Genomic DNA, 22,898 nt, shown 5'->3' on the forward strand with positions numbered 1-22,898 from the left:
CGCTAACCGCCCTCTTCCGCTTCCTTTTGGGATGGTGGACAGCGGAGAACAAGGCTACGCCCCTGACCAGTGATCGCGCAGTTCCCGAGGGCCGGTCGTCGCCCAGATCACAGCCCGCGCGGCAAGTTTGGCGGGAAAGATGCGTTAGAACCGGTCAGCCGATGGGAAGGGCCGCACCTCGCAGTCGTCGGGAACCATCCGCAAACCGGACAAAATGCCTGCTCAGAGCATGTTTGTGCGGCACACTGCCCGGTTCGGCATCCGAATGTCCCGGTTCTGTGTCAAACGTGCATCGGCTCGCCGCCCGGAAGGGTGACCACAATTCGGCAACCCTGCGCGGCCTCCGCCACCCGGATCTCCCCGCCGTGCAGGTCGACCGCCCAGCGGGCGATGGCCAGTCCCAGGCCGGTGCCGCCGTCGCTGCCCGGCCCGGAGGCGGTGGTGGCGGTGCCCCGGCCGAACCGCTCGAAGACCCGCGCCCGGTCCTCCTCCGGGATGCCCGGCCCCTCGTCCAGCACCTCCAGCAGCAGCCCCTGCGGCTGCGCCCCGGCCAGGGCGCGCACGGTGACGGTGCCGCCCGCCGGGCTGTGCTTGCAGGCGTTGTCGACCAGGTTGGCGACCACCTGGTGCAGCCGCTCCGCGTCCGCGACGGCGGTGAGGCCGGCGGGGGAGACCTGGAGGTCAAGGGTGACGTCGGTACGGCGCTTGGTGGCCCCGCCGGAGGTGGAGCCGTCCACCGTGACCCCGCGCAGCACCCCGGCCAGGAACGGCTGCACGGCGAACTCGCGGGCGTCCAGCGGCACCACCCCGTCGTCGATCTTCGACAGGTCCAGCAGGTGCGCCACCAACCGCCCCAGCCGCTCGGTCTGCTCCAGCGCGGCGGACATGGTGGCCGGATCGGGCCGTACGACGCCGTCCACCACGTTCTCCAGCACCGCGCGCAGCGCCGCGATCGGGGTGCGCAGCTCATGCGAGACATTGGCGACCAGCTCGCGCCGGTGGCGGTCGGCGGCCTCCAGGTCGGAGGCCATCCGGTTGAAGGTGTCGGCCAGCTCGCCGACCTCGTCGCGGGAGGTGGCCTGCACCCGGCGGCTGTAGTCGCCCGCCGCCATGGCCTTGGCGGCGGCCGTCATGTCGCGCAGCGGCGCGGTCATCCCGTGCGCCATCAGCTGCATGAAGAGCAGCGAGGCGATCATCGAGAAGATCATGATCACCCGGATCCGGGTGTCGGACTGCACCGCGATCACGACCATGCCGCTGGCCACCACCACCGAGACGATCACCAGCACGGCCAGCTTGGCCTTGATGGAGCGCATCGGGTCCAGCGGCCGGATGTCGCTCCAGACCCGCCGGGCGGCGCGGGAGGCCAGCCCCGGGGGGCGCCCGTCTCCCGGGGAGACCTGGGAGGACTGGGAGCCCTGCTGCAGCTGCTGGGTGTACGTCATCGCGGCCCCCTGGCCATGGTCGGCGGCAGTCCCGGTCGGTCGGCCGCCCCCGCCCCCGGATCAGGGGGTGGGGGCCTCCAGGGCATAGCCCACGCCGTGCACGGTGCGGATCCAGTTGGCGCCGATCTTCCGGCGGAGCGCCTTGACATGGCTGTCCACCGTGCGGGTGCCGGAGGCGTCGGTCCAGTCCCACACCTCCGCCAGCAGCTGCTCGCGGGTGAGCACCGCGCGCGGCTGCTGCGCCAGGCAGGCCAGCAGGTCGAACTCGGTGGGCGTGAGGTGCACATCGGAGCCGGACACCCGGACCCGCCGCTGCACATGGTCGATCTCCAGCTCGCCGAGCCGGATCGAGCCGCCGACCGGCGTCCGGGCCGCCAGCTGGGCCCGCTCCACGCGGCGCAGCAGCACATTGACCCGGGCTGCCAGCTCCCGCATGGAGAACGGCTTGGTCATGTAGTCGTCCGCGCCCACGCCGAGGCCGACCAGCATGTCGGTCTCGTCGTCGCGCGCGGTCAGCATCAGCACCGGGACCGGCCGCTGCGACTGGATGCGGCGGCAGACCTCCAGCCCGTCGAAGCCCGGCAGCATCACATCGAGGACCACTAGGTCCGGCTGCCAGGTCTGGAAGCAGTCCACGGCGTTCGGTCCGTCGTGGGAGACGGCGACCTTGAAGCCCTCCGCGCCCAGCCGGGCCGCGATGGACTCGGCGATGGTGGGTTCGTCCTCCACCACCAGCACCCGTCGCTGTGCACTCGGGTTGCCGCTCTCCTGCTGCTGCATTTCTGTCACGGTCACGCCACCGCCCCCAGGGCCTGCGGTCCCGGTGCCCCTGTGGGAGGCCACCGGCCCGCTCGTCGTTTCGTTACGTCAGCTCCAAGCCACGGTGCCGCGCGCGCCCTGCCGTGCGCGGCCGTGTGGCCCGGAGCGCGGTGCTCCGGCCTCGCGGGTGGGCCGCGAGTCCATCGCGGGCCGCCGTGCGCAGCGTACGTACAGGGCGTGTCTCCCGGCAGGGTCCGGGGCAACCCGGCCACCGGCCCGTCGGGACGGCACAGCCCGACACCTTACCCAGCGATCATTGCACCTGTGATGCCAGGTACACGACATCGGGTGCACCCCGCTTCACTTCGACATCGAGCCTGCGTACCCGCTGGAAGCGCGCCCGCAGCCGCTCCTCGAAGTCGGATGCGGGGGCGGCGCTCCACACCGCGAGCACCCCGGTGGGTGCCAGCGCGCGTTGCAGCACCGTCAGCCCGGCGAAGCCGTAGAGGCCGCCGTTGGCATCGGTGACCGTCCACTCGGGCCCGTTGTCGATGTCGAGGCAGACGACATCCCAGCGGTCCCTGGTTCCCCTCAGGTGGTCCAGCAGATCGGCGGTCACCACCTGGGTACGGGGGTCGTCCAGCGCCCCGGCCGAGAACCGCGCCAGGGGCCCGGAGTGCCACCGCACCACGGCCTCCTCCCGCTCCAGCACGGTGATCCGGGAGACCGCCGGGTCGGCCGCCGCCTCCGCCAGCGAGAACCCCGCGCCCAGCCCGCCGACCAGCACCGACGGACGCGGCACGGCCGCCGCGTCCAGCGCCGCCCGGATCAGCAGCCGCTCCGAGCGGCCGTCCGAGGTGTCCATCAGAAAGCAGCCGTTGGCGATGATCTCGAACACCGCCTCGGGGTCCGCCCCGCGCTGCCGCAGCACGATCTCCCCGTACGGGCCGTCCCTGCGGTCCAGCACCCGGGGGGCGCGCTCCGCCGTCCGGGTGAAGAAGTCTGCGGCGGTCGGCGGGGTGGCGGAAGTCACAGGTCAAACCCTCCGTGGACGCACTGGTCGGTCGCGACACGCCCATCCTGAGGGGTGGTGCAGGTACCGGTCCACTCATTCCGTCCTCATCAAGCCGCCCTACCGTTGGAACCGGATGCGCGGGACCGCGCCGGGCGCCCCGAGGGGTGCGCCGGCGCCCCGTCCCGCGGCCCAGCAGCGACGGAGGCGCCATGGCGGAGACCGGGCAGTGCACGCTGCGCCCGCTCGGCGGCGCAGGACGCGCCCGACGCCTCTGCCGCGCCCTGCGGCGGGTGGGCGGCCGGCTGCTGCCCGGACCCCGGCGGACCCCGTTCACCCTCGGCTACCTGGTCATCCTGCTCGGCACCTCGCTCTATGCCCGGCTGGGCGACCCGGTGAGCGTGCGGGAGGCCGTGGACGCCTCCAGCAGCGACGTCTGGCACCTGGTGCACGACCCGCTGCGGGTGCTGGCGCTGAGCGGGCTCTGGGCCGCCGGGCCGCTCTGGTCCCCGTACCTGCTGGCCTTCGCCGTCACCCTGGCCCCGCTGGAGCGGCGGATCGGCGCCCTGCGCACCCTCCAGGTCTTCGCCACCGGGCATGTGCTGGCCACCGTCGCCTCCGAGCTGCCGATCGGGCTCCAGGTGCTCTCCGGGCGCCTCGGGCCGTCCGCCCTGCACCGGGTGGACGTCGGCGTCAGCTACGGCGTCCTGACCTGCCTGGGGGCCCTCTCCGGGCTGCTTCCCCGGCGACTGCGAGTCGCCGTCCCGGTGGGTGCGGCGGCCGTCCTGCTCTACCGCTCGCTCACCGGCGACGACCCCGTCACCGCCGTGGGGCACCCCACGGCGCTGCTGGCCGGCCTGCTCTGCTGGTTCCCGGTGCGGCGCTGGGCCGCGCTGCGCACCGCCCGCCGCGAGGCCCGCTGGGCCGCCGCCCTGGCGTCCCCGGCCGAGCCTGCGGGCGAGCCTGTTCGCCCAGAGTGAACGCGGCAGCACAAGACCTCAGTCGAGGCGGCTCAACTTCACTGACTGGCCAGGAGTTCATGCCATCGGTCGGTTTGCGCCCCAGGCTGCGCGAACTGGGGGGTGCGAATGCCGGACTGCTCGCCCGCCGGTCGGGGAGCGGAAGCGTGGTGAGCGTCGAGATCGACCCGGCGGTGGCCGAGTGGACCCGGGGCTCGGCTGACGGATCAGGCTGGGAACTCGCCTGCCCGGACGGCGGTGATGAAGGCGCTGAAGGCGTCGGCGGTGAAGAGCAGCGCGGGGCCCTCGGGGTCCTTGCTGTCGCGGACCGGGACGATGCCGGGGAGGTGACCGGGGGCCGCCTCGACGCAGTTGCCGCCGTTGCCGCCGCTGTGGCTGCTCTTACGCCACGGTGCCGTGCTCAGGTCATGGGTCATGGGTGTCCTAGCCTCCTCGGGTCTGACGGAGCGGGCGCGGCGGAGCCCCGTGCCCTCGGGGGGTGGGAACGGGGCTCCAGGCGGTTGACGGGCGGGTTCAGCCGATCGGGAACTCGCCTGCCTGGACGGCGGTGATGAAGGCGCTGAAGGCGTCGTTGCTGAAGAGCAGTGCGGGGCCCTCGGGGTCCTTGCTGTCGCGGACCGGGACGATGCCGGGGAGGAAGCCGGGGGCCGCCTCGACGCAGTCGCCGCCGTTGTCACCGCTGTAGCTGCTCTTACGCCACGGTGCCGTGCTGAGGTCGTGGGTCATGGTTCGTAGCCTCCCATTGGCTCGCTGATCCGGGCGGCAGCGTGGGGCTGAGAATGCGTCCGCCCGCAGCGGATCATAGCTGCGACGGTACCGCCCGCTGACGGATCGTACGAGGCCAACGATGTGGCGTACGAAGGATTTAGGCTGTCGGGAACTCGCCCGCCCGGACGGCGGCGATGAAGGCGGCGAAGGCGTCGGCGGTGAAGAAGAGCGCCGGTCCCTCGGGGTCCTTGCTGTCGCGGACCGGGACGATGCCGGGGAGGTAGCCGGGGGCCGCCTCGACGCAGTCGCCGCCGTTGCCGCCGCTGTGGCTGCTCTTACGCCAGGGTGTCGCGCTCGGTGTCGGAGTCATGGGTGCCGTACTCCCCTCGGGCTTTGCTGATCCAGATGGCGGAGTCACGGGCGGACAGCGCGTCAGCCCGCAACAGGTCGTGGGTGCGGCGGTGCCGCGCGATCACCGCCGGGTCGTCGTTGAGGTGGCCCCGGTCCAGCGACTCCGAGTAGACCCACTCGCTCCCGTCCGGCAGCGCCAGCAGCGACATGGAGGTGTTCGGGGGCACCAGATTGGCGAAGTTGAAAGGCGCGATCTGGATGCGGATGTTGGGCAGCATCCCCACGGTCAGCAGATGGTCGAGCTGGTTCCGCATCACCTCGGGACTGCCCACGACCCGCCGGATGCAGCTCTCATCCAGCACCACGACCAGCAGTGGGCCGTCGGGGGCCAGGAAACGCTGCTGACGGCTGAGCCGAGCCGTCACCTGCTCCTCGACCTTGTCCATCTCGGACTCCGGTGCCACCCGAGCGAAGAGCGTCCGTGCGTACTCCTCGGTCTGCAACAGACCGGGGATCACCTGGGTCTGGTAGACCCGGACAGCCACCGCCACGGCATCCATCGCCGCCCGCTGCTTGAACCAGTCCGGGTGATCGACATTGGCGTACCAGTTGATCTCCCCCCACAGCTTGCCGAACAGCTTCCCGGTGCCGAGCTGCTTATCGCTCGCCACCGCGAAGATCTCCCCGGGCACCCGCGTACCCGCCTCGATCCGTGAGACCAGCGACCGGTCGCACGGGATCAGTTTTGCCAGGTCACCCTGGGAGAGCCCGGCTTCCTCGCGGAAATGCTTCAGCACTTTTCCGAAGACGGCACGCGAGGTCTCGGCGGCCGTCACTGACGGTTCGTTACTCATGACCAACCCTTGTAGCGCAAGGATTCCTCGCCGTCCACCCACCCCGTGACAGTGCACCATTGGCACCAGGGCAATGCGTTTCGGATTTTCCTGCGGAATTATCCCGGAAACGCAATATTGCCCGTCCCACCAGCACCACCCGGCGGCGCACACCCCCACCCCCTGCGCCACCCCGCACCCCCGACCGCCCCCGCTGTCAGGCCATCACCGCCTGCGGCGAGTGCCACACGACGTTCCCGGCCAGGTTGACGAGCTGCACCGTCCCGCTGTTGGTCACATAGAGGCGGTTTCCGCGTCCGGTGAACCCCAGGTTCCACACCTGGTGCCCGCCGGAGTCGTAGACGACCAGGTCGCCGTTCATCTGCATGACGCACATGCCGGGCGTGTGCATCTTTCCGGACGCCCACACCGGGGTAAAGGGGCTCACCCGGTACAGCACCAGGTTTCCGTCTCCCTGGTAGATGAGGCGGTACTGGCTGTTCGGTGAGTAGATGGCGTCGTTGGTCCGCAGGGTGTCGCCGGGGAGCATGCGGTCGCCCTGGGCGGTGGGGTTCTCGGTGTCGTAGACGTACCCGAGCTGCCGGTGGTCGAGCCCCGCGCCCACTCTGACGTTGTCGAACGGGGGCATCAGGTCGCCCGGGTTCTGTCCGGGTGGGCCGTCGCCGTTCGGGCGGTACCCCTGGGTGGAGTGCTGCTGCTGCCACTGGGCCCAGATGCGGTCGATGTTGCAGTGGTGCAGGAAGAAGAGCGGGTCGTTGGGCGCGCTGGGGCGGTCCATGCTCCCGCCGACCCACCTGTGGACGATGTTGTGGATGAACGGTGCTATCTGGCCCTCAAGGGAGTTCCGGAAACTCGGGTCGCTGTCGCCGTTCCACGGCGGACTGTCATACGGCGTGTGCCGGAGGCACTCGTCCACGTCCGCAGCCGTGGGCAGTGCGCGTGCGTTCGGGTTGAGGCCGAACTGCCGCCTGAGGTAGGGCGGGACGGACGGGTCGGGGTCGATGCAGCGCCACCGGTCGGCGCCGGCGAACGGCCCGCTCGTCACCATGCCGTCTCCGGTCCTGCCGTTGCCACCCATGAAGATGTCGCTCCAGATCGACGCCGACGGGTCGCGGTCGACCGTCCAGTCCCAGTACGGAAGCGTGATCGCAGCCCCGGCGACCTGTCTCAGCCCGGCTTCCAGCCGCGCGATGAATATCCGGTGCCAGGGCAGGAACCTGGGCATCTGGTGGTAGTTCTCCGGGGCCTGTGCGTGCACCGAGGTGTACTGGTCGTAGAGACCCCGGCGCTTGAGCTCCAGAACCGCCTGGATGAACTGCTGCTTCTCCGCCGGAAGCAGCATCGCCTGGTTTCTGCGGACAATGTCGGCCATGGTGGTCTCCCCTTCTGCCGGTAATCCGAACGGGTGACCCCCTCAACCAACGTCGGACCGTCCCGAAGCGCCCGCCACCCGGGTTACGCCTTTCGGGTGAACGGTCTCTCCCGCCCCGGGCTACGACCTAGGCGCACGCGGGCGATCGGTCAGCCGATCTGCTCCGCCAACTCGACGACGTGCGGTGACCGGCCGAGGATCAGTGCCCTGTGTGACTCCTGTACGCCCTCCGGCAGGTCGTCCGGGGAGCACCAGCGTGCCTCCAGGATCTCGAACGGGTCGATTGTGAGATCACCGCCGACCAAAGCCGCTTCGTACGCCACTTCGACCCGCAGCTTGTATCCGCTCTTGAGGCGGACGAGCCGGCCCGCCTTCACCTCCAGGCCGGTTTCCTCGCGCACCTCTCGGACGACGGTCGCGCCGAACTCCTCGCCCTTGATGGCGTAGCCGGTCGGCAGTCCCCATTGACGGCCCTCCGGCCACATGCGGTGGCGCAGCAGCAGGACGCGTCCCGCGTCGTCCCGGACGACGCCGGTCACGCCGACCATGAACTTCGCGTGCGCGATCCAGAGCACCCGCCATTGCAAGGGGCCTCGGATGATGCGCCACATCCACGCGACAAGTCGATTCATGCCGTGCCTCTTTCAGGGTCGGGCCACGGGTGCGGTCCGGGGCGGCCACTCTTTCCGGCCGGTCCGGGGACTGTCCAACGCTGCTGGTCGTGCCCGCGACACGGCTGCGGGAGACCACTGACCGGGTGCGGGCGGCGAGCAGTTCGTGCGGAAGCGGCTGGCAGACTGCGAGGTGGCCGGTGGGGGCGAGTGGAGGAGGAGCAGGGTGGAGCGGGCGCTGGTGGAGGGGCGGGCGGGGTTGCCGACCGGGGTGGAGGGGCTGCGGGCGTACTGCGGGGAGGACGGGGTGGCGGTGCTGCTGATCGACCGTCCGGCCAAGCGCAACGCCCTGACGCTGGCCATGTGGCGCGGCCTGCCCGGGGTGCTGGAGCGGCTGGCGGCCGAACCCGGGGTGCGGGTGCTGCTGCTGAGTGGTGCGGGCTCCACGTTCAGTGCCGGGGCCGATATCGCCGAGCTGCTGGAGATGTACGCGGACCCGGCCCACGCCGATGCGTACCACCGCGACAATGCGGCGGCCGAGGAGGCGTTGGCGGCGTTCCCGCACCCCACGGTGGCGGTGATCCGGGGGGCGGGGGTGGGCGGCGGGTGCCAACTGGCCGTCGCCTGCGACCTGCGGTTCGCCGCCGAGGACGCCCGACTGGGCATCACCCCGGCCAAGCTGGGCGTGGTCTACCCGGCGGGGGCCACCGCCCGGCTGGCCCGGCTGGTCGGCCCGGCGCGCGCCAAGTACCTGCTCTTCTCCGCCGACCTGGTGACCGGCCGCCGGGCCGAAGTACTGGGCCTGGTGGACGAGGCGGTGCCCGGCGACGCCCTGGAGGCGCGGGCGCTGGAGTACGCCCGTACCGTGGCCGGCCGGTCGCCGCAGACCCTGGGGGCGGTCAAGGACGTGGTCGCCGCCGTCGCCGAGGGCCGCGACCCGCAGGCCGCCGTGGAACCGTGGGAGCGCAAGTCCCGGCACGCCCCCGATGTACGGGAGGGGCTGGCCGCCTTCCTGGAGCGGCGCCCGCCCCGCTTCTGAGACCACCGGCCGCACACCGCTGCCGCTGCGCCGACCGTGGCGAGCGGGTGAGGCGGTGCCACGCTCGGCGCAGCAGCCGGGCGCAGCGGGTCCGGGCGGCCCTAGTATCCGGCGTATGTGTGCACTTCGGGCGGTACCGGTCACAGCGGCCGGTGCCGCGCTCATGGGCCTGGCGGCCCTCGCAGCCTGCGCCGCCCCGCTGCCCGCACGACCGGTACGCCAGCACCCGTCGGCCGCCCCCGCTGCCCCCGCCGCCCCCACCGCGACCGCCTCGGCGGAGGGCACCCCCGCACCCGGCTCCACCAGCACCCTGCCGCTGACCTCCCCGACGCCCGGCGGCGCCCCGGCCGCCTCCGGCCGCAGGCGCTCCACCGCCCCGTTCTCGCTGCTCGGCGCGGTCTGGGACGACGCCCGCAGCCCGCTCAACGCCGTCCTGCGGGTCCGCACCCGCGACCGCGCCAAGCGGATCTGGACCCCATGGCAGACGCTGCGCCCCGAGGACCACGGCAAGTCCGGCCCCGGTACGGGCAAGAAGCAGGTGCGCGGCTACACCAGCCCGCTCTGGGTGGGCCCCTCGGACGGCGTGCAGGTCTCGGTGGGCGAGCCCCCCGGCGGCGGCACCCTGCCCAGCGGGCTGCACCTCGCCCTGATCGACCCCGGCAACCCCGCCCAGCAGCCCGCCATCGCGGGCGGCCCGCCCAGCTGGCTGCTGCTGCTCCCCACCGCCGCCGCCTCGCCCAGCGGCCGGCCGTACACCGTGCCCCGGCCCGAGATCGTCACCCGGGCGGGCTGGAAGGCCGATGAGTCGCTGCGCCGCAAGGCCCCGATCTACGCGCCCTCGGTGAAGATGGTCTTCGTCCACCACACCGACAACCCCAACGGCTACGACTGCTCGCAGGTGCCGGAGATGATCCGGGCCATGTACCAGTACCACGTCACCGAACTGGCCTGGGACGACATCGGCTACAACTTCCTGGTGGACCGCTGCGGCACCATCTACGAGGGCCGGGCCGGCGGGGTGGACCGGCCGGTGGTGGGCGGCCACACCATGGGGTTCAACATCGGCTCCATGGGCATCGCCGCGATCGGCGACTTCCGCGCCGGGCACAAGGTGCCCAAGGCGATGACCGACTCCATCGCCCGGCTGGCCGCCTGGAAGCTCTCGCTGGTCGGGGTGTCGCCCACCGGCAAGGCGGCCATGGTGTCCCAGGACAGCGCCACCCGCTACCCGAGGGGGACCAGGGTGGTGCTCAACGCCGTCTCCGGGCACCGCGACGCGGTCCAGACCGAGTGCCCCGGCGACGCCCTCTACGCGGCCCTGCCGGGCATCCGGGCCGCCGCCGCCCGGCTGATCCGCGCCGGGGCGCACCCGCACTGACCGGTCGGCCCGAGGACGCCGACAGCAGGTCCGGCGCATAGACGGCGGCGGCGATCCGGTGCGGGATCACCCTGACGTGCCGTCAGGGCGCGACCGGCTCAGTACATGAGGTGGATCGGGCGGCGCACCTCGTCCTCGATGTCCCCGGACGCCTGCGAGAACACCTTGCGGGCCAGTGCGCTCAGCGCCCGCGCCGCCGCCAGCTCCTCGCCGATCCTGGCCTCCGGCCGGTCGGTGTCGCTACAGGTGGAGGCGCCACGGGCGGTCACCCCGGGTGCCCGCTCACCCACCAGCCTGGCCTCGCACTCGGTGTGCCTGCCGTCCTCGTCGAAGAACAGCCGGACGTCCCATTCGTGGCGCATGGTGTCCACTTCCCTCGGGTCTCCCACGCTCGGCCCCCGAGTCTTCAGGGTGCGCCCGGCCTGCCGGGCCGGGCAAGCGGCCGGGCAAGCGGCCGGGCAAGCGTCAGACCCGGTGGCCCTGGCCGCGCAGCCAGCGGTGTACCGCCTCCTTGTCGGCGACGGTGATCCGGGGGCCGGGGCGGGTGGGGCCCTCGTCCTGGTTGAAGCCGGTGTCGGTGACCCGGGCGGTGACCCAGTCGGCCAGCTCCTGCGCGGTCTCGGGCGGCAGCCGGCCGGTGTCCTGCCAGGCCCGCCGGGCGGCCTCGGCGGCCTGCGGATCGTCCTCGGCGGCCTCCGCCAGCCAGAGCGGCACCAGGCGGGCGGCCGTCCCGGCGTCCGAGGCGTGGTCGGCGCTGAGGTGGTCGGCGCTGAGGTGGTCGGCGCGGAGGCGGTCGGCGCTGGGGTGGTCGGCGCGGAGGGGTGCGGAGTCGTCCATGGACGGGAGCGTGACCGATATGGGCCGCTTTATTCCGGGCTCCGAGCGAGAAGAGGGGCGCGGTGCCGCAGGCCGCCGCCTGCGGCACCGCGCGGTCCGGTCAGCGCACGCCGAGCAGGTGGTCCATCGCGAGCTGGTCCAGCTGCTCGAAGGCCATGCCCCGGGCGGCGGCACGGTCCACGTCGAAGTCCTCGAACGCGGTCCGGTCGGCCAGCAGGTCGGCGGCGGTCTCGCCCTCGTTGAGGGTGGGCTGCGCCAGCTCGTCCAGGCGCGCGGCGCGCAGCGCCTCCTGCACGGCCGGGTCGGCGCGGAAGGCCAGCGCCTTCTCCTTGAGGATCAGGTAGTTGCGCATGCAGCCTGCGGCGGACGCCCAGACGCCGTCGAAGTCCTCGGTGCGCGGCGGCTTGAAGTCGAAGTGGCGCGGGCCCTCGTACCCGGCCGACTCCAGCAGGTCCACCAGCCAGAACGCCTGGCGCAGGTCACCGGCGCCGAACCGCAGGTCCTGGTCGTACTTGATGCCGGACTGGCCGTTGAGGTCGATGTGGAAGAGCTTGCCGTGCCAGAGCGCCTGGGCGATGCCGTGCGGGAAGTTGAGCCCGGCCATCTGCTCGTGGCCGACCTCGGGGTTGAGGCCCACCCGGTCGGCGTGCTCCAGCTCGTTGATGAACGCCAGGGCGTGGCCCACGGTCGGCAGCAGGATGTCGCCGCGCGGCTCGTTGGGCTTGGGCTCGATGGCGAAGCGCAGGTCGTAGCCCTGCGAGACCACATAGTCGCCCAGCAGGTCGAACGCCTCCTTGAGGCGGTCGAGCGCCACCCGGACGTCCTTGGCGGCGCCGGACTCGGCACCCTCGCGGCCACCCCAGGCGACATAGGTGGTGGCGCCAAGCTCCACCGCCAGGTCGATGTTGCGGATGGTCTTGCGCAGCGCGTAGCGGCGCACGTCGCGGTCGTTGGCGGTGAACGCGCCGTCCTTGAAGACCGGGTGGGTGAAGAGGTTGGTGGTGGCCATCGGCACCTTCATGCCGGTGGCGTCCAGCGCCTGGCGGAACCGCTTGACGACCCCCTCACGCTCGGTGTCGGAGGAGCCGAAGGGGATCAGGTCGTCGTCGTGGAAGGTGACGCCGTGCGCGCCCAACTCGGCGAGGCGGGTGACCGTCTCCACCGGGTCCAGTGCCGGGCGGGTCGCCTCGCCGAACGGGTCGCGGCCCTGCCAGCCGACCGTCCAGAGGCCGAAGGTGAACTTGTCTGCGGGGGTCGGGGTGATGCTCATGGTGCGGCTCCTCTAGCGCCTTCTATTTCGTCAGGCCAAAAAACAAATTAGTATGCGGCGGCGCCGTACGGAAGCCCCGCGGCGCCGAAGTCGCCAAAGGAGTGGCCATGAACACAGGTCAGCGGGTCGTGATCGGGGTGGACAGCTCCACCCAGGCCACCAAGGCGGTGGCCGTCGACGTGGAGAGCGGCGAGGTGCTGGCCGAGGGCCGCGCCGCGCACACCGTCAACGGCACCGGAGGCGCCCGCGAGAGCGACCCCGAGCAGTGGTGGTCGGCCTTCACCGAGGCAGTCGCCGCCACCGGGTACGCCGACCGGGCCGCCGCCGTCGCGGTCGGCGGCCAGCAGCACGGACTGGTCGCGCTGGACGCCGACGGCCGACCGGTGCACCCCGCCCTGCTCTGGAACGACACCCGCTCCGCACCGCAGGCCGCCGCCCTCACCGAACGGCTCGGCCGCGACGCCTGGGCGGAGCGCACCGGCTCCGTCCCCACCGCCGCCTTCACCGTCGCCAAGTGGGCCTGGCTGCGCGAGCACCACCCCGAGGCCGCCGCCCGCACCGCCGCCGTCCGGCTGCCCCACGACTACCTCACCGGCCGCCTCACCGGCTCCGGCACCACCGACCGGGGCGACGCCTCCGGCACCGGCTGGTGGGGCGAGCACGGCTACGACAAGGAGATCCTGGACCTGGTCGGGCTCGACCGGGCGCTGCTCCCCGAGGTGGTCGAGCCGGGCCGCGCCGCAGGCGCCGTACGGGCCGGATCACCGCTGCCCGAGGGCATCCCGGTCGCCGCCGGGACCGGCGACAACATGGCCGCCGCCCTCGGCCTCGGCCTGGAACCCGGACTGCCCGTGGTCTCCCTCGGCACCTCCGGCACCGCCTACGCCGTCACCCGGGGCCGCCCCGCCGACCGCAGCGGCACCGTGGCCGGCTTCGCCGACGCCTCCGGCCGCTGGCTGCCGCTGGCCTGCACCCTCAACTGCACCCTCGCCGTGGACCGGATCGCCGCCCTGCTCGGCCGCGACCGCGCCGACGTCGAACCCGGCGGCACCGCTGTGGTGCTGCCCTTCCTCGACGGCGAACGCACCCCCGACCTGCCCTACGCCTCCGGGCTGCTGCACGGGCTGCGCCATGACACCACCCCCGGCCAGCTGCTCCAGGCCGCCTACGACGGCGCCGCCCACGCGCTGCTCACCGCCCTGGACGACGTGCTGCGCCACGGCGGCGAGGCCGCCGACGACGCGCCGATCCTGCTCATCGGCGGCGGCGCCCGGGGCACCGCCTGGCAGGACACCGTGCGCCGCCTCTCCGGAAGGGCCGTACGCATCCCCCGGGCGGCGGAGCTGGTCGCGCTGGGCGCCGCCGCCCAAGCCGCCGGACTGCTCACCGGGGAGGAGCCCGCCGCCGTCGCCCGCCGCTGGGGCACCACCGACGGCCCGCTGCTCGACCCGCTGCCCCGGGACGACGAAGCGCTCGCCCGCATCGCCGATACCCTGCTCAGGGCTGGGCGGCTGTTCGAGGGGCCGGGCCGCTGACCGACCGGAGAGGGTGAAGCAGACGTGCGCCAGCCGACCGCCAACGGCGGGGTCCCTAACCGGCCCGCCCCCGCCTCGCAGCAGACCATGCGGCGGCAGAACCTCGCCCTGGTCCTCCAGGAGGTCGCCGCCGGCGCACCGCTCTCCCGCGCCGAGGTCGCGGCGGCCAGCGGGCTGACCCGCGCCGCCGTCTCCTCCCTGGTCGAGGAGTTGATCGGTGCCGGGCTGCTGGCCGAGCTGGGGCCCGCCCCCAGCGGCCGGGTCGGCCGCCCCGGCACCGCCCTCACCCTCAACCCGCAGGGCCCCGCCGGACTCGGCGCCGAGATCGGCGTGGAGCACCTGGCCGCCTGCGTGGTCGACCTGCGCGGCGAGGCCCGGGTCTGGACCCGGATCGCCGCCGACAACCGGGGGCGGCCCGCCGCCGAGGTCCTGGCCGACCTCGCCGCCCTGCTGCGCACCGTCGCCGCCGAGGCCGCTCCGGCGCTGCGCCCGGCCGGGCTGGGGATCGCCGTCCCCGGCCTGGTCGGCGCCGAACCCGGGCTGGTCCGGCGGGCCGCCAACCTCGGCTGGTCCGACGTACCGGTGATCGCCCTGCTCCGCTCGGAGCTGCGCCTGGCCGGGGCCCCGGACCTGGCCGCGCTCCCGGCCGAGGTGGACAACGAGGCCAACCTGGGCGGCCTCGCCGAACTGTGGCTGGGCGACCACGCGGGTACCGGGGACTTCGTGCACATCTCGGCCGAGGCCGGGATCGGCGCGGCGCTGATCGTGGCCGGCCGCCTCTTCCGGGGGGCCCGCGGCTTCGCCGGGGAGCTGGGGCATGTCCCGGTGGAGCCGGACGGCCCGCCGTGCGCCTGCGGGTCGCGCGGCTGCCTGGAGCAGTACGCGGGCGAGCGGGCGGTGCTGAGGGCCGCCGGGCCGGGGAGCGCCAGGGCCGATACCGGCCATTCTTCGGGCGAGGCGGGTTCCGGTCGTGACTGGATCGCGCTGCTCGCCGACCGCGCGGCCGACGGCGACCCGGCCGTCCTCGCCGCCCTGGACCGGGCCGGTACCGCGCTGGGTACGGCGGTCGCCGGAGCGGTCAACCTGATCGACCCGGCCTCGGTCATCCTCGGCGGCGGCTACGCCGAGCTGGGGGAGTGGCTGCTGCCCGGGATGCGCCGCGAACTCACCGCCCGGGTCACCGTGCGGCCCTGGTCCGACGACTGGCTGGCGGTCTCCGTACTGGGCCGCCGGGGCCCGCTGCTGGGTGCGGCGGCCGGTGTCGTACGGGCCATCGTGGAGGACCCGGGCCGGTTCGCCGCGCAGTGACGCCTCCGGGGCCGGGCGGGCGGCCCCTGGGCAGCGGGGACGTCCGTCGCACCGGGAATCCGCACAGGGAATGCACAGGGAATACTGAGGGCCGACATCGGCCGGGGGACGACCGGAGGGCGAGACGGAGTGGAGAAGGGCTACGGGGCGGCGGATGACGCCTTCGGCTCGGTGGAACGCGAGTTGGCACTGCTCTTCCGGCGGGCCGGGGCCCGCGCGGCGGAGATGGCCCGCGAGGTCCACCCGGAGCTGGAGGGCAGTGCGTATCCGCTGCTGGCCTACATCGGGATCGAGGGCAAGGTCCGGGTCACCGACATCGGCCTGCACTTCGGCGTCGGCAAGGGCACGGTGAGCCGGCAGATCAAGGCGCTGGAGGAACTGGGCCTGATCCGCCGGGAGTCCGACCCGCTGGACGGCCGGGTCTCCCTGGTCTCGCTCACCGAGGAGGGGGACCGCCGCTACACCAGCGCGCGGAACGCCCGGATGGGCTCCATCCGGGCGCTGCTCGGCACCTGGCAGCCGACCGATGTGGCCACCTTCGCCGACCTGCTGCACCGCTTCAACGAGGTGATCGAGAACAGCTGACCGCCGCCGGGCCCGGCGGCGGTCAGCTTGGTGGTCAGCTCGGTGGTCAGCTCGGTGGTCAGCTTGCGGCGATCAGCCAGATCCCGTAGCCGACCGCCGTCGCGCAGGCGGCGAAGCAGGTGACGGCTGCCCCCAGCGCCACGCGTCCGCCGACCACGCCGCTGCTGCCCGTGTCACCGCCGCCCGCGGCTGCCTCGCGGGCGGCCTCATGGCGGGAGAGGGCCAGGGTGCCCAGGGCGAAGGCCGCGACCACCGCGACGGTGATGCCGAAGCTGACCCCGGCGGTGCCGGCGAGCGCGCCCCACTTGATGTGCATGGCGTCGGTTCCCTTTCGTCTTCCGTCAGGTGCCGTCAGGCCGCGATGCCGGTCTGCGGCAGCGGTGCCGGAGCGGTGGGCAGCGGCGCGGGACCGTCGTCGGTGACCACATTGCCGGAGTGCACCGGGCGGCGGCGCGAGGTCAGCCAGACCGTGGTGGAACCGGAGACCAGCAGGACGCCCACCACGGCGACGCCCGCGTCGCCCAGCCCGGCGATCCAGGCGGCGCCCGCGGCCACCGTGCCGGCGGCGGGGAGCGTCATCAGCCAGGCGTAGACCATGCGGCGGGCGACGCTCCAGCGCACCCTGCCGTCGGGAGCGCCGAGGCCCGCGCCCAGGACGCCGCCGGTACAGACATGGGTGGTGGAGAGGCCGAAGCCCATGTGCGAGGAGGCCAGGATCACCGAGGTGGCCGCCGTCTCCGAGGCGAACCCCTGGCGGGGCTCGATGTCGGTGAGTCCCTTGCCCATGGTGCGGATGATCCGCCAGCCGCCCATGTAGGTGCCCGCCGCGATGGCCAGACCGGCGCTGAGGACCACCCAGACCGGCGGGTTGGCCCCGGCGCCCAGGGACCCGGCGGAGATCAGGGTGAGGGTGATGACGCCCATGGTCTTCTGGGCGTCATTGGTGCCGTGGGCCAGCGAGACCAGCGAGGCGGAGGCGACCTGGCCGAGCCGGAAGCCCCGGCCGGTGGTCCCGGCGGAGGCGCCCCGGGTGATCCGGTACGCGAGCCTGGTGGCCCCCCAGGAGGCGAGCCCGGCCACCACCGGGGAGGCCAGCGCCGGGATGAGGATCTTGGTGACGACCGTCTCGAAGTGCACCCCGTGCACCCCGACGCCGACCAGGGTGGCGCCGATCAGTCCGCCGTAGAGCGCATGGGAGGAACTGGAGGGCAGACCCAGCAGCCAGGTCAGCAGGTTCCAGAGGATCGCTCCGGCCAGCGCGGCGAAGATGATCTCCGGATGGACACCGGCGCTCTCGTCGATGATGCCGCCGGAGATGGTCTTGGCGACTTCGACGGAGAGGAACGCGCCCGCGAGATTGAGGACCGCCGAGATGGCGACCGCGACCTTCGGCCGCAGCGCTCCCGTGGCAATGGACGTCGCCATGGCGTTGGCCGTGTCGTGGAAGCCGTTGGTGAAGTCGAAGGCGAGGGCCGTGATGATCACGACGGCCACCAGGAACGTGATGTGTTCCATAACCAAACAATCGTCTTAGGCGTTGTCGTCGCGGTGACCGTACGGACAACGAGTGAACGGAAGGTTAACTGGCGACGACTTCGCGGTGCGAGGGCGAGGTTGCCTGACATGGTCATGGGGGAAAGGGGATCGTTGGGCAAGTCGTCTACCGTCCACATGATCTGCACACGGCCTAAGTGGTTGGATCTTGTTCCGGCGACCCGTTGTGCGATTCACTCTTTCGGGTGTCTGTGCCGGTATCGGGCGGTAGATGGCTCCTGTGCCGGTTGAGATGTCTGATGCCGCATGACACCCGAGTTCACCGAGACGAGATTGCGAGATCCGGTGCGGACGAGGCGAGTGGAACCGCGGCGCCAGGCCGCGGAGCCGACCACGGAACGCAAGCGAGAACGCAAGAGAGAACGCAGCGGGGAAGAGCAGACGGCCCGGCAGCGCCCACGGGGCCAGGCGACCTGGGCCGCTGTCGGCGTGCCCGCCGCCCTGCTGGCCACCGGGTGCGACGCGGCGTCCAACGGCGGCACCACCCCCGTACTGAGCACGACCGCCGCAGCGGCGGCCGTGGCGGCGGCCTGGGGACTGGTGGTGGCCGTACGGCGCACCATGGTCCGCCCGCTCCAGCGGGAGCGCGACCGGACGGCGGCCGAGCGCGACCGGCTCGCCGGGGAGCGGGACGCGCTGCTCGCCGAGCGTGAGCAGCTGCTCCAGGAGCGGGAGGCCCGGCTGGCGCAGCTCCAGGCGTTCGGCGGGCAGGTGCACGCGCTCACCGCCGGGCATGCCGCACTGGCCGCCGAACGGGACGCGCTGCTCGCCGAGCGGGAGGAACTGGCCGCCGAGCGGGACGAGTTGCAGGGCAGCGTCGACGCCACCTTCGTCAACCTGGCGATGCGCACCCTCACCCTGGTCGAGCGCCAACTGGTCCTGATCGAGACCCTGGAGGGCCGCGAGGGCGAGCCGGAGCAGTTGGAGAACCTCTACCGGCTGGACCACCTGGCCACCCGGATGCGCCGCAACAGCGAGAACATGCTGCTGCTGGCCGGTCTGGAGAACAGCCGCCGGGGCAACCGCAATGTGGCGCTGCTGGATGTGCTGCGCGCCGCCGTCTCCGAGATCGAGCGCTATGAGCGGGTGCGCATCCAGTTCCTGCCCCGGGTGCGGCTGGTCGGCGGCGCGGCCGACGACACCAGCCACCTGGTGGCCGAACTGCTGGAGAACGCCACCGCGTTCTCCCCGCCGCAGGACGTGGTCGAGATCGGCGGCTGGCTGCTGGACAACGGCGAGCTGATGATCTCCGTGGTGGACCGGGGCATCGGCATCCCGCCCGAGCGGCTGCGGGACCTCAATGCGCAGTTGGACAACCCGGAGACGGGCGGCGAGGTCGAACCGCTCTCCGGCAAGGCCCCCTGGCGGGAGCAGACCGCCTCGGCCCGCAGCATGGGCCTCTTTGTGGTCTCCCGGCTCGCCCGCAGGCACGGCATCCGGGTGCAGCTGCGGGAGACCGTCGCGGGCGGCGGCACCACCGCCATCGTGGTGGTGCCGCGCGAGGCGGTGGTGGAGGCCGAGCTGACGGCGGTCGAGGTGGACGAGCAGCGCGCGGCCGAGCGTACGGCCCGGGTGGCCGCCGCGCCCGAGCCCACCCCGGCGGTGCCGCCGCTGCCGGTGCGTACGGCCGAGCAGAACCCGCCGCTGCCCCGGCGCGGCGCGGCCGAACCGCCGGTGCCGCCCGCCCGTACGCCCACCGACGACAACCAGCACGGCGGCCGCTCCGACGAGGCGCCGGAGGCGCCCGCCAGGGAGAGCCGGCCGCGCCACGCGGCTCCGGCGCAGGCCCAGGCGGAGAGCCAGGCCGATACCGAGACTCAGGCGCTGCGGGTGCTTCGGCCCAGGTCGGAGCCCCGATCCGGGTCGCAGCCCGAGGCGCAGCCGGAGACCCGGACCGAGACCCACCCCGAGTCGCAGCCCGAGGCGCAGCCCGAGCCGCCGTCCGAGTCGCAGCCCGAGGCGCCGTCCGAGACTGGCCCCGAACGGCCACAGCCCGTGGTGACAGCCCGTGTTGACACCCCATCGGACGGGTCACCGGTGACCCGGCTCGGACTTCCCCGTAGGGTGCCCCGTGGAGGCGGCTTGCCCGGCACCGGCGAAGGTCCGGGCTCCGGGCTGCGCAGGGAGGCCGAGCAGGGGGGCGTCACCGGCGACCGCACGGGGGCCACCTCCGCCGAGGAACTCAGGCGCCGGCTCGGGGGTTTCCAGAGCGGGCTCCGCCAGGCAGCGCGTGAGACCGGTACGGCAGGGGAGACCGGGGAGACAGGGGAGGCAGCGTCCGGGTCGCAGACAGCACGCACGGGGGAGACGAAGCGGGGGGTCGGCGGTTCCTCAAGCGAGGAGGCAAGCAGATGACGGTACGCGGAGCGGCTGGAGCGCCCGCGATGGCACTGGGCGGCGCTGACGGAGGGGGGGTCAGCCAGGATGCCCACAAGGTGAGATGGCTGCTCTCCGACTTCGCCTCGGGGGTACGCGGCCTCCAGGACGTCGTGGTGGTCTCCTCCGACGGGCTGCTGCTCGCCGCCTCCGAGGGGGCACGCCGGGCGGAGGATCTGGCGGCGGTGGTCTCCGGGCTGGTCAGCCTGGGTGCCGGGGCGGCCCGGGTGCTCGGCAACGGCTCGGTGAAGCAGACCATCGTGACCATGGACGGCGGGCACCTGTTCCTCATGGCGATCAGCGACGGGTCGTGCCTCGGAGTGCACGCCTCGCTCGACTGCGACCTCAGCGTGGTGGCGTACCAGATGGCGCTGCTCGTGGAGCGGGCCGGGCATGCGCTCACCCCCGAGGTCCGCAGTGAACTGCACCGGGCGATGGCCGCCCGGTGACCTCCGCGAAAGGTGGGTCTGTGCGCGGCAGCGAGCACAGCACAGGGCCCGTGCGGCGCCCGGGCGCCGGGCGGGCGTCCCGGGTCCGCCCGTATGCGATCACCGGTGGCCGGACCCGCTTCGGGCACGTACTGCTGGTGGAGACGCTGGTCTCCGCGCTCAACCGACCTGCGGCCGGGGAGGGCGGCGGGCTGCCGGAGTTGGAGGCCATCTGCGAGCTCTGCCGGGGCCATATGCGCTCCATCGCGGAGATCGCCGCGCTGCTGCGCATCCCGCTGGGCGTGGTGCGCGTCCTGGTCAGCGACCTCGCGGACCAGGGGCGGATCCGGGTGCACGGAGCACCCGGTGGGGACGGCCGGGGGGACGGGCCGGACGAGGGGGACGGAACCGCCGGTTCGATGGCGAACCGGGCTCTGCTGGAAAGGGTGCTGGGTGGACTTCGCAAGCTCTGAGACCGTGGCGGCGGACCCGGCCGGAGGCCACCCGCCCGACCCGGTCTCGGCCGACCCGGCCCCGGCGGACCCGGTCTCGGCGGACTCGTCCTCGGCGGACCCCCGAGGGGTGCCGGGCATTCCGCTGGGCCCGACCGGCAGTGCCACCTCGACCAAGATCGTGGTGGCCGGTGGCTTCGGTGTCGGCAAGACCACCTTTGTCTCCTCGGTCTCCGAGATCATGCCGCTCACCACCGAAGCGGTGATGACCCAGGCCGGCGAGGGGGTGGACGACGCCTCCCTGACGCCGGGCAAGTCCACCACCACGGTCGCCATGGACTTCGGGCGGATCAGCCTGGAGCACGACCTGGTCCTCTACCTCTTCGGCACCCCGGGCCAGCAGCGGTTCTGGTTCATGTGGGACGACCTGGTGCGCGGGGCGATAGGCGCGGTGGTGCTGGCGGACACCCGGCGGCTGGCGGACAGCTTCCCGGCGCTGGACTACTTCGAGGGGTGCGGGCTGCCCTTCATCGTCGCGGTGAACCAGTTCGACGACGCGCCCCGCTACTCGCCGGACGACGTCCGGGACTCGCTCGCCGTGCCGCCGGAGATCCCGGTGATGCTCTGCGACGCCCGGATGCGTGACTCGGTGGCGGACGTGTTGACCGCCCTGGTGGTACACGCACTGACGGTGCAAGGATGATCGACTACGCCTGGCAGGGCAGGAGTTGATCGGGCGTCAGCAGTGGATCGGGACGAGTCGAGGAGTCGAACATCCCATGCGCAAGATACTGATCGTCGGTGCCGGGCAGTCCGGCCTCCAGCTGGCCCTGGGCCTCCAGTCGCACGGCTACGACGTGACGGTGATGACCAACCGCACCGCCGACGAGATCCGCGGCGGCCGGGTGATGTCCACCCAGTGCATGTTCCACACCGCGCTCCAGCATGAGCGCGACCTCGGGCTCAACCTCTGGGAGGACCAGGCCCCCCGCATCGAGGGCCTGGGCGTCTCGGTGGCCGGACCGGACGGCGGTCGCGCCGTCAACTGGGTGGGCCACCTGGACGGGTATGCGCAGTCCGTCGACCAGCGGGTGAAGATGGCCGGCTGGCTGGAGACCTTCGCCAAGCGCGGCGGCCAGGTGGTGGTGCACGGGGTCACCGTCTCCGACCTGGACTACTTCTCCCGCACCTTCGACCTGGTGCTGGTCGCGGCAGGCAAGGGCGAGCTGGTGTCGATGTTCGGCCGGGACGCCTCCCGCTCCCCGTACGACGCACCGCAGCGCGCCCTCGCCGTCGCCTATGTGCACGGCCTCGGGCCGCGCCCCGAGTACGACTTCGAGGCCGTCCGCTGCAATCTGGTGCCCGGCGTCGGCGAACTCTTCGTGATGCCCTGCCTGACCACCTCAGGCCGATGCGACATCCTCTTCTGGGAGGGCATACCCGGCGGTCCGCTGGACGTCTTCGCCGGGGTCAAGGACCCGGGTGAGCACCTGCGGCTCACCCTGGAGCTGATGAAGACCTTCACCCCGTGGGAGTTCGAGCGCACCCGCGGCGGCGTGGAGCTGACCGACGCGGGCGGCGTGCTGGCCGGCCGGTACGCCCCCGTGGTGCGCAACCCGGTCGCCCAACTGCCCAGCGGCGGCCTGGTGCTGGGCGTCGCCGACGTGGTGGTGGCCAATGACCCGATCACCGGCCAGGGCTCCAACAACGCCGCCAAGTGCGCCGCCGCCTACCTGGAGGCGATCACCGCCCATGGCGACAAGCCCTTCGACGCCGACTTCATGCAGGGCGCTTTCGACCTCTACTGGAACCACGCACGGCATGTCACCAAGTGGACCAACGCCATGCTGGCGCCGCCGCCGGAGCATGTGCTCCAGCTGATCGGCGCCGGTGGGCAGGTGCAGTCCGTCGCCGACCGCTTCGCCAACGGCTTCGACAACCCCGCCGACTTCGAGCAGTGGTTCTTCGAGCCGGAGAAGGCAGGTGCCTACCTGGACTCGGTCGCCCCGCAGGGCTGATCGGCGGTCACCGCCCCCGGCCGGAC

The 22,898-nt window shown here is 72.8% G+C and carries 25 protein-coding genes; 11 read left to right on the top strand and 14 right to left on the bottom strand.

Annotation, left to right across the window (positions count from 1 at the left end):
• Positions 1–281 precede the first annotated feature (281 nt).
• From C7M71_RS20390 to C7M71_RS20400, 3 genes are all read right to left on the bottom strand, one after another.
• Positions 282–1,445 carry a HAMP domain-containing sensor histidine kinase gene (locus tag C7M71_RS20390; protein WP_111493343.1) on the bottom strand — a complete coding sequence of 388 codons (1,164 nt, stop codon included), beginning with the start codon at positions 1,443–1,445 and terminating at the stop codon, positions 282–284.
• Between the two features lie 60 nt (positions 1,446–1,505).
• Entirely contained in the window at positions 1,506–2,225 is a 720-nt protein-coding gene (locus C7M71_RS20395; RefSeq protein ID WP_111493345.1) for a response regulator transcription factor, read from the bottom strand.
• Positions 2,226–2,517: 292 nt separating this feature from the next.
• Positions 2,518–3,237 carry a spermine/spermidine synthase domain-containing protein gene (locus tag C7M71_RS20400; protein WP_111493347.1) on the bottom strand — a complete coding sequence of 240 codons (720 nt, stop codon included), beginning with the start codon at positions 3,235–3,237 and terminating at the stop codon, positions 2,518–2,520.
• 191 nt (positions 3,238–3,428) lie between these two features.
• Here C7M71_RS20400 and C7M71_RS20405 point away from each other — a divergent pair, with 191 nt between their 5' ends.
• The gene (locus C7M71_RS20405) at positions 3,429–4,196 is read left to right on the top strand and encodes a rhomboid-like protein (RefSeq protein WP_111493349.1); all 768 of its coding nucleotides are present in this window, start codon (positions 3,429–3,431) and stop codon (positions 4,194–4,196) included.
• A gap of 206 nt (positions 4,197–4,402) precedes the next feature.
• Here the strand turns inward: C7M71_RS20405 and C7M71_RS20410 are convergent, their stop codons facing one another.
• The 6 genes from C7M71_RS20410 to C7M71_RS20430 form a co-directional block, all read right to left on the bottom strand.
• The gene (locus C7M71_RS20410) at positions 4,403–4,612 is read right to left on the bottom strand and encodes a DUF397 domain-containing protein (RefSeq protein ID WP_111493351.1); all 210 of its coding nucleotides are present in this window, start codon (positions 4,610–4,612) and stop codon (positions 4,403–4,405) included.
• Positions 4,613–4,709: 97 nt separating this feature from the next.
• Positions 4,710–4,922 (bottom strand): DUF397 domain-containing protein, encoded by a 213-nt coding sequence (locus C7M71_RS20415; RefSeq protein WP_111493353.1) that lies wholly within the window; start codon positions 4,920–4,922, stop codon positions 4,710–4,712.
• A gap of 139 nt (positions 4,923–5,061) precedes the next feature.
• On the bottom strand, positions 5,062–5,274 hold the full coding sequence (locus C7M71_RS31970) for a DUF397 domain-containing protein (protein ID WP_229758820.1): 213 nt from the start codon (positions 5,272–5,274) through the stop codon (positions 5,062–5,064).
• Complete coding sequence (locus tag C7M71_RS20420) at positions 5,240–6,109, bottom strand: helix-turn-helix domain-containing protein (RefSeq protein ID WP_229758821.1); 870 nt, start codon at positions 6,107–6,109, stop codon at positions 5,240–5,242. Before C7M71_RS20420 ends, C7M71_RS31970 begins: the two co-directional genes overlap by 35 nt.
• A 196-nt stretch (positions 6,110–6,305) precedes the next feature.
• Positions 6,306–7,481, bottom strand: a complete 1,176-nt coding sequence (locus C7M71_RS20425; RefSeq protein WP_111493355.1) for a tyrosinase family protein — start codon at positions 7,479–7,481, stop codon at positions 6,306–6,308.
• A 149-nt stretch (positions 7,482–7,630) separates the two neighbouring features.
• On the bottom strand, positions 7,631–8,113 hold the full coding sequence (locus C7M71_RS20430) for an NUDIX domain-containing protein (protein ID WP_111493357.1): 483 nt from the start codon (positions 8,111–8,113) through the stop codon (positions 7,631–7,633).
• 205 nt (positions 8,114–8,318) lie between these two features.
• Between C7M71_RS20430 and C7M71_RS20435 the strand changes: the two genes are divergently transcribed.
• Positions 8,319–9,131 carry an enoyl-CoA hydratase/isomerase family protein gene (locus C7M71_RS20435; RefSeq protein ID WP_407675926.1) on the top strand — a complete coding sequence of 271 codons (813 nt, stop codon included), beginning with the start codon at positions 8,319–8,321 and terminating at the stop codon, positions 9,129–9,131.
• 115 nt (positions 9,132–9,246) lie between these two features.
• Entirely contained in the window at positions 9,247–10,509 is a 1,263-nt protein-coding gene (locus tag C7M71_RS20440) for a peptidoglycan recognition protein family protein (RefSeq protein WP_162824315.1), read from the top strand.
• A 98-nt stretch (positions 10,510–10,607) separates the two neighbouring features.
• On the opposite strand, the gene C7M71_RS20445 is transcribed toward C7M71_RS20440, so the two are convergent.
• From C7M71_RS20445 to xylA, 3 genes are all read right to left on the bottom strand, one after another.
• The gene (locus C7M71_RS20445; RefSeq protein ID WP_162824316.1) at positions 10,608–10,871 is read right to left on the bottom strand and encodes a dsRBD fold-containing protein; all 264 of its coding nucleotides are present in this window, start codon (positions 10,869–10,871) and stop codon (positions 10,608–10,610) included.
• A 103-nt stretch (positions 10,872–10,974) separates the two neighbouring features.
• Positions 10,975–11,346, bottom strand: coding sequence for a hypothetical protein (locus C7M71_RS32955; RefSeq protein WP_322975182.1), 372 nt, complete (start codon positions 11,344–11,346; stop codon positions 10,975–10,977).
• A 100-nt stretch (positions 11,347–11,446) separates the two neighbouring features.
• Positions 11,447–12,616, bottom strand: coding sequence for a xylose isomerase (gene xylA / locus C7M71_RS20455; protein WP_111492931.1), 1,170 nt, complete (start codon positions 12,614–12,616; stop codon positions 11,447–11,449).
• A 107-nt stretch (positions 12,617–12,723) separates the two neighbouring features.
• Here xylA and xylB point away from each other — a divergent pair, with 107 nt between their 5' ends.
• The 3 genes from xylB to C7M71_RS20470 all read left to right on the top strand — a co-directional run bounded on the left by xylB (position 12,724) and on the right by C7M71_RS20470 (position 16,044).
• Positions 12,724–14,151: a xylulokinase gene (xylB, locus tag C7M71_RS20460; RefSeq protein ID WP_111492932.1), complete on the top strand. Its 1,428-nt coding sequence runs from the start codon at positions 12,724–12,726 to the stop codon at positions 14,149–14,151.
• Between the two features lie 87 nt (positions 14,152–14,238).
• Positions 14,239–15,459: an ROK family transcriptional regulator gene (locus tag C7M71_RS20465; RefSeq protein ID WP_111492936.1), complete on the top strand. Its 1,221-nt coding sequence runs from the start codon at positions 14,239–14,241 to the stop codon at positions 15,457–15,459.
• Between the two features lie 129 nt (positions 15,460–15,588).
• The gene (locus tag C7M71_RS20470; RefSeq protein WP_229758822.1) at positions 15,589–16,044 is read left to right on the top strand and encodes a MarR family winged helix-turn-helix transcriptional regulator; all 456 of its coding nucleotides are present in this window, start codon (positions 15,589–15,591) and stop codon (positions 16,042–16,044) included.
• Positions 16,045–16,102: 58 nt separating this feature from the next.
• Here C7M71_RS20470 and C7M71_RS20475 read toward each other — a convergent pair whose 3' ends face one another.
• Positions 16,103–16,360, bottom strand: a complete 258-nt coding sequence (locus C7M71_RS20475) for a hypothetical protein (RefSeq protein ID WP_111492933.1) — start codon at positions 16,358–16,360, stop codon at positions 16,103–16,105.
• 35 nt (positions 16,361–16,395) lie between these two features.
• Positions 16,396–17,559: an inorganic phosphate transporter gene (locus C7M71_RS20480; protein ID WP_111492934.1), complete on the bottom strand. Its 1,164-nt coding sequence runs from the start codon at positions 17,557–17,559 to the stop codon at positions 16,396–16,398.
• Positions 17,560–18,027: 468 nt separating this feature from the next.
• On the opposite strand from C7M71_RS20480, the gene C7M71_RS20485 reads away from it, so the two are divergent.
• From C7M71_RS20485 to C7M71_RS20505, 5 genes are all read left to right on the top strand, one after another.
• Positions 18,028–19,953, top strand: coding sequence for a sensor histidine kinase (locus tag C7M71_RS20485; protein WP_114914459.1), 1,926 nt, complete (start codon positions 18,028–18,030; stop codon positions 19,951–19,953).
• Complete coding sequence (locus tag C7M71_RS20490; protein WP_175607716.1) at positions 19,950–20,423, top strand: roadblock/LC7 domain-containing protein; 474 nt, start codon at positions 19,950–19,952, stop codon at positions 20,421–20,423. The genes C7M71_RS20485 and C7M71_RS20490 overlap by 4 nt, the downstream gene beginning before the upstream one ends.
• A 20-nt stretch (positions 20,424–20,443) precedes the next feature.
• Entirely contained in the window at positions 20,444–20,875 is a 432-nt protein-coding gene (locus tag C7M71_RS20495; RefSeq protein ID WP_162824317.1) for a DUF742 domain-containing protein, read from the top strand.
• 109 nt (positions 20,876–20,984) lie between these two features.
• Positions 20,985–21,557, top strand: a complete 573-nt coding sequence (locus C7M71_RS20500) for a GTP-binding protein (RefSeq protein ID WP_229759178.1) — start codon at positions 20,985–20,987, stop codon at positions 21,555–21,557.
• A 76-nt stretch (positions 21,558–21,633) separates the two neighbouring features.
• Positions 21,634–22,872 carry a styrene monooxygenase/indole monooxygenase family protein gene (locus tag C7M71_RS20505; protein ID WP_111493116.1) on the top strand — a complete coding sequence of 413 codons (1,239 nt, stop codon included), beginning with the start codon at positions 21,634–21,636 and terminating at the stop codon, positions 22,870–22,872.
• Positions 22,873–22,898: the final 26 nt, after the last annotated feature.

It is taken from the genome of Peterkaempfera bronchialis, assembly GCF_003258605.2.
Lineage (GTDB): Bacteria > Actinomycetota > Actinomycetes > Streptomycetales > Streptomycetaceae > Peterkaempfera > Peterkaempfera bronchialis.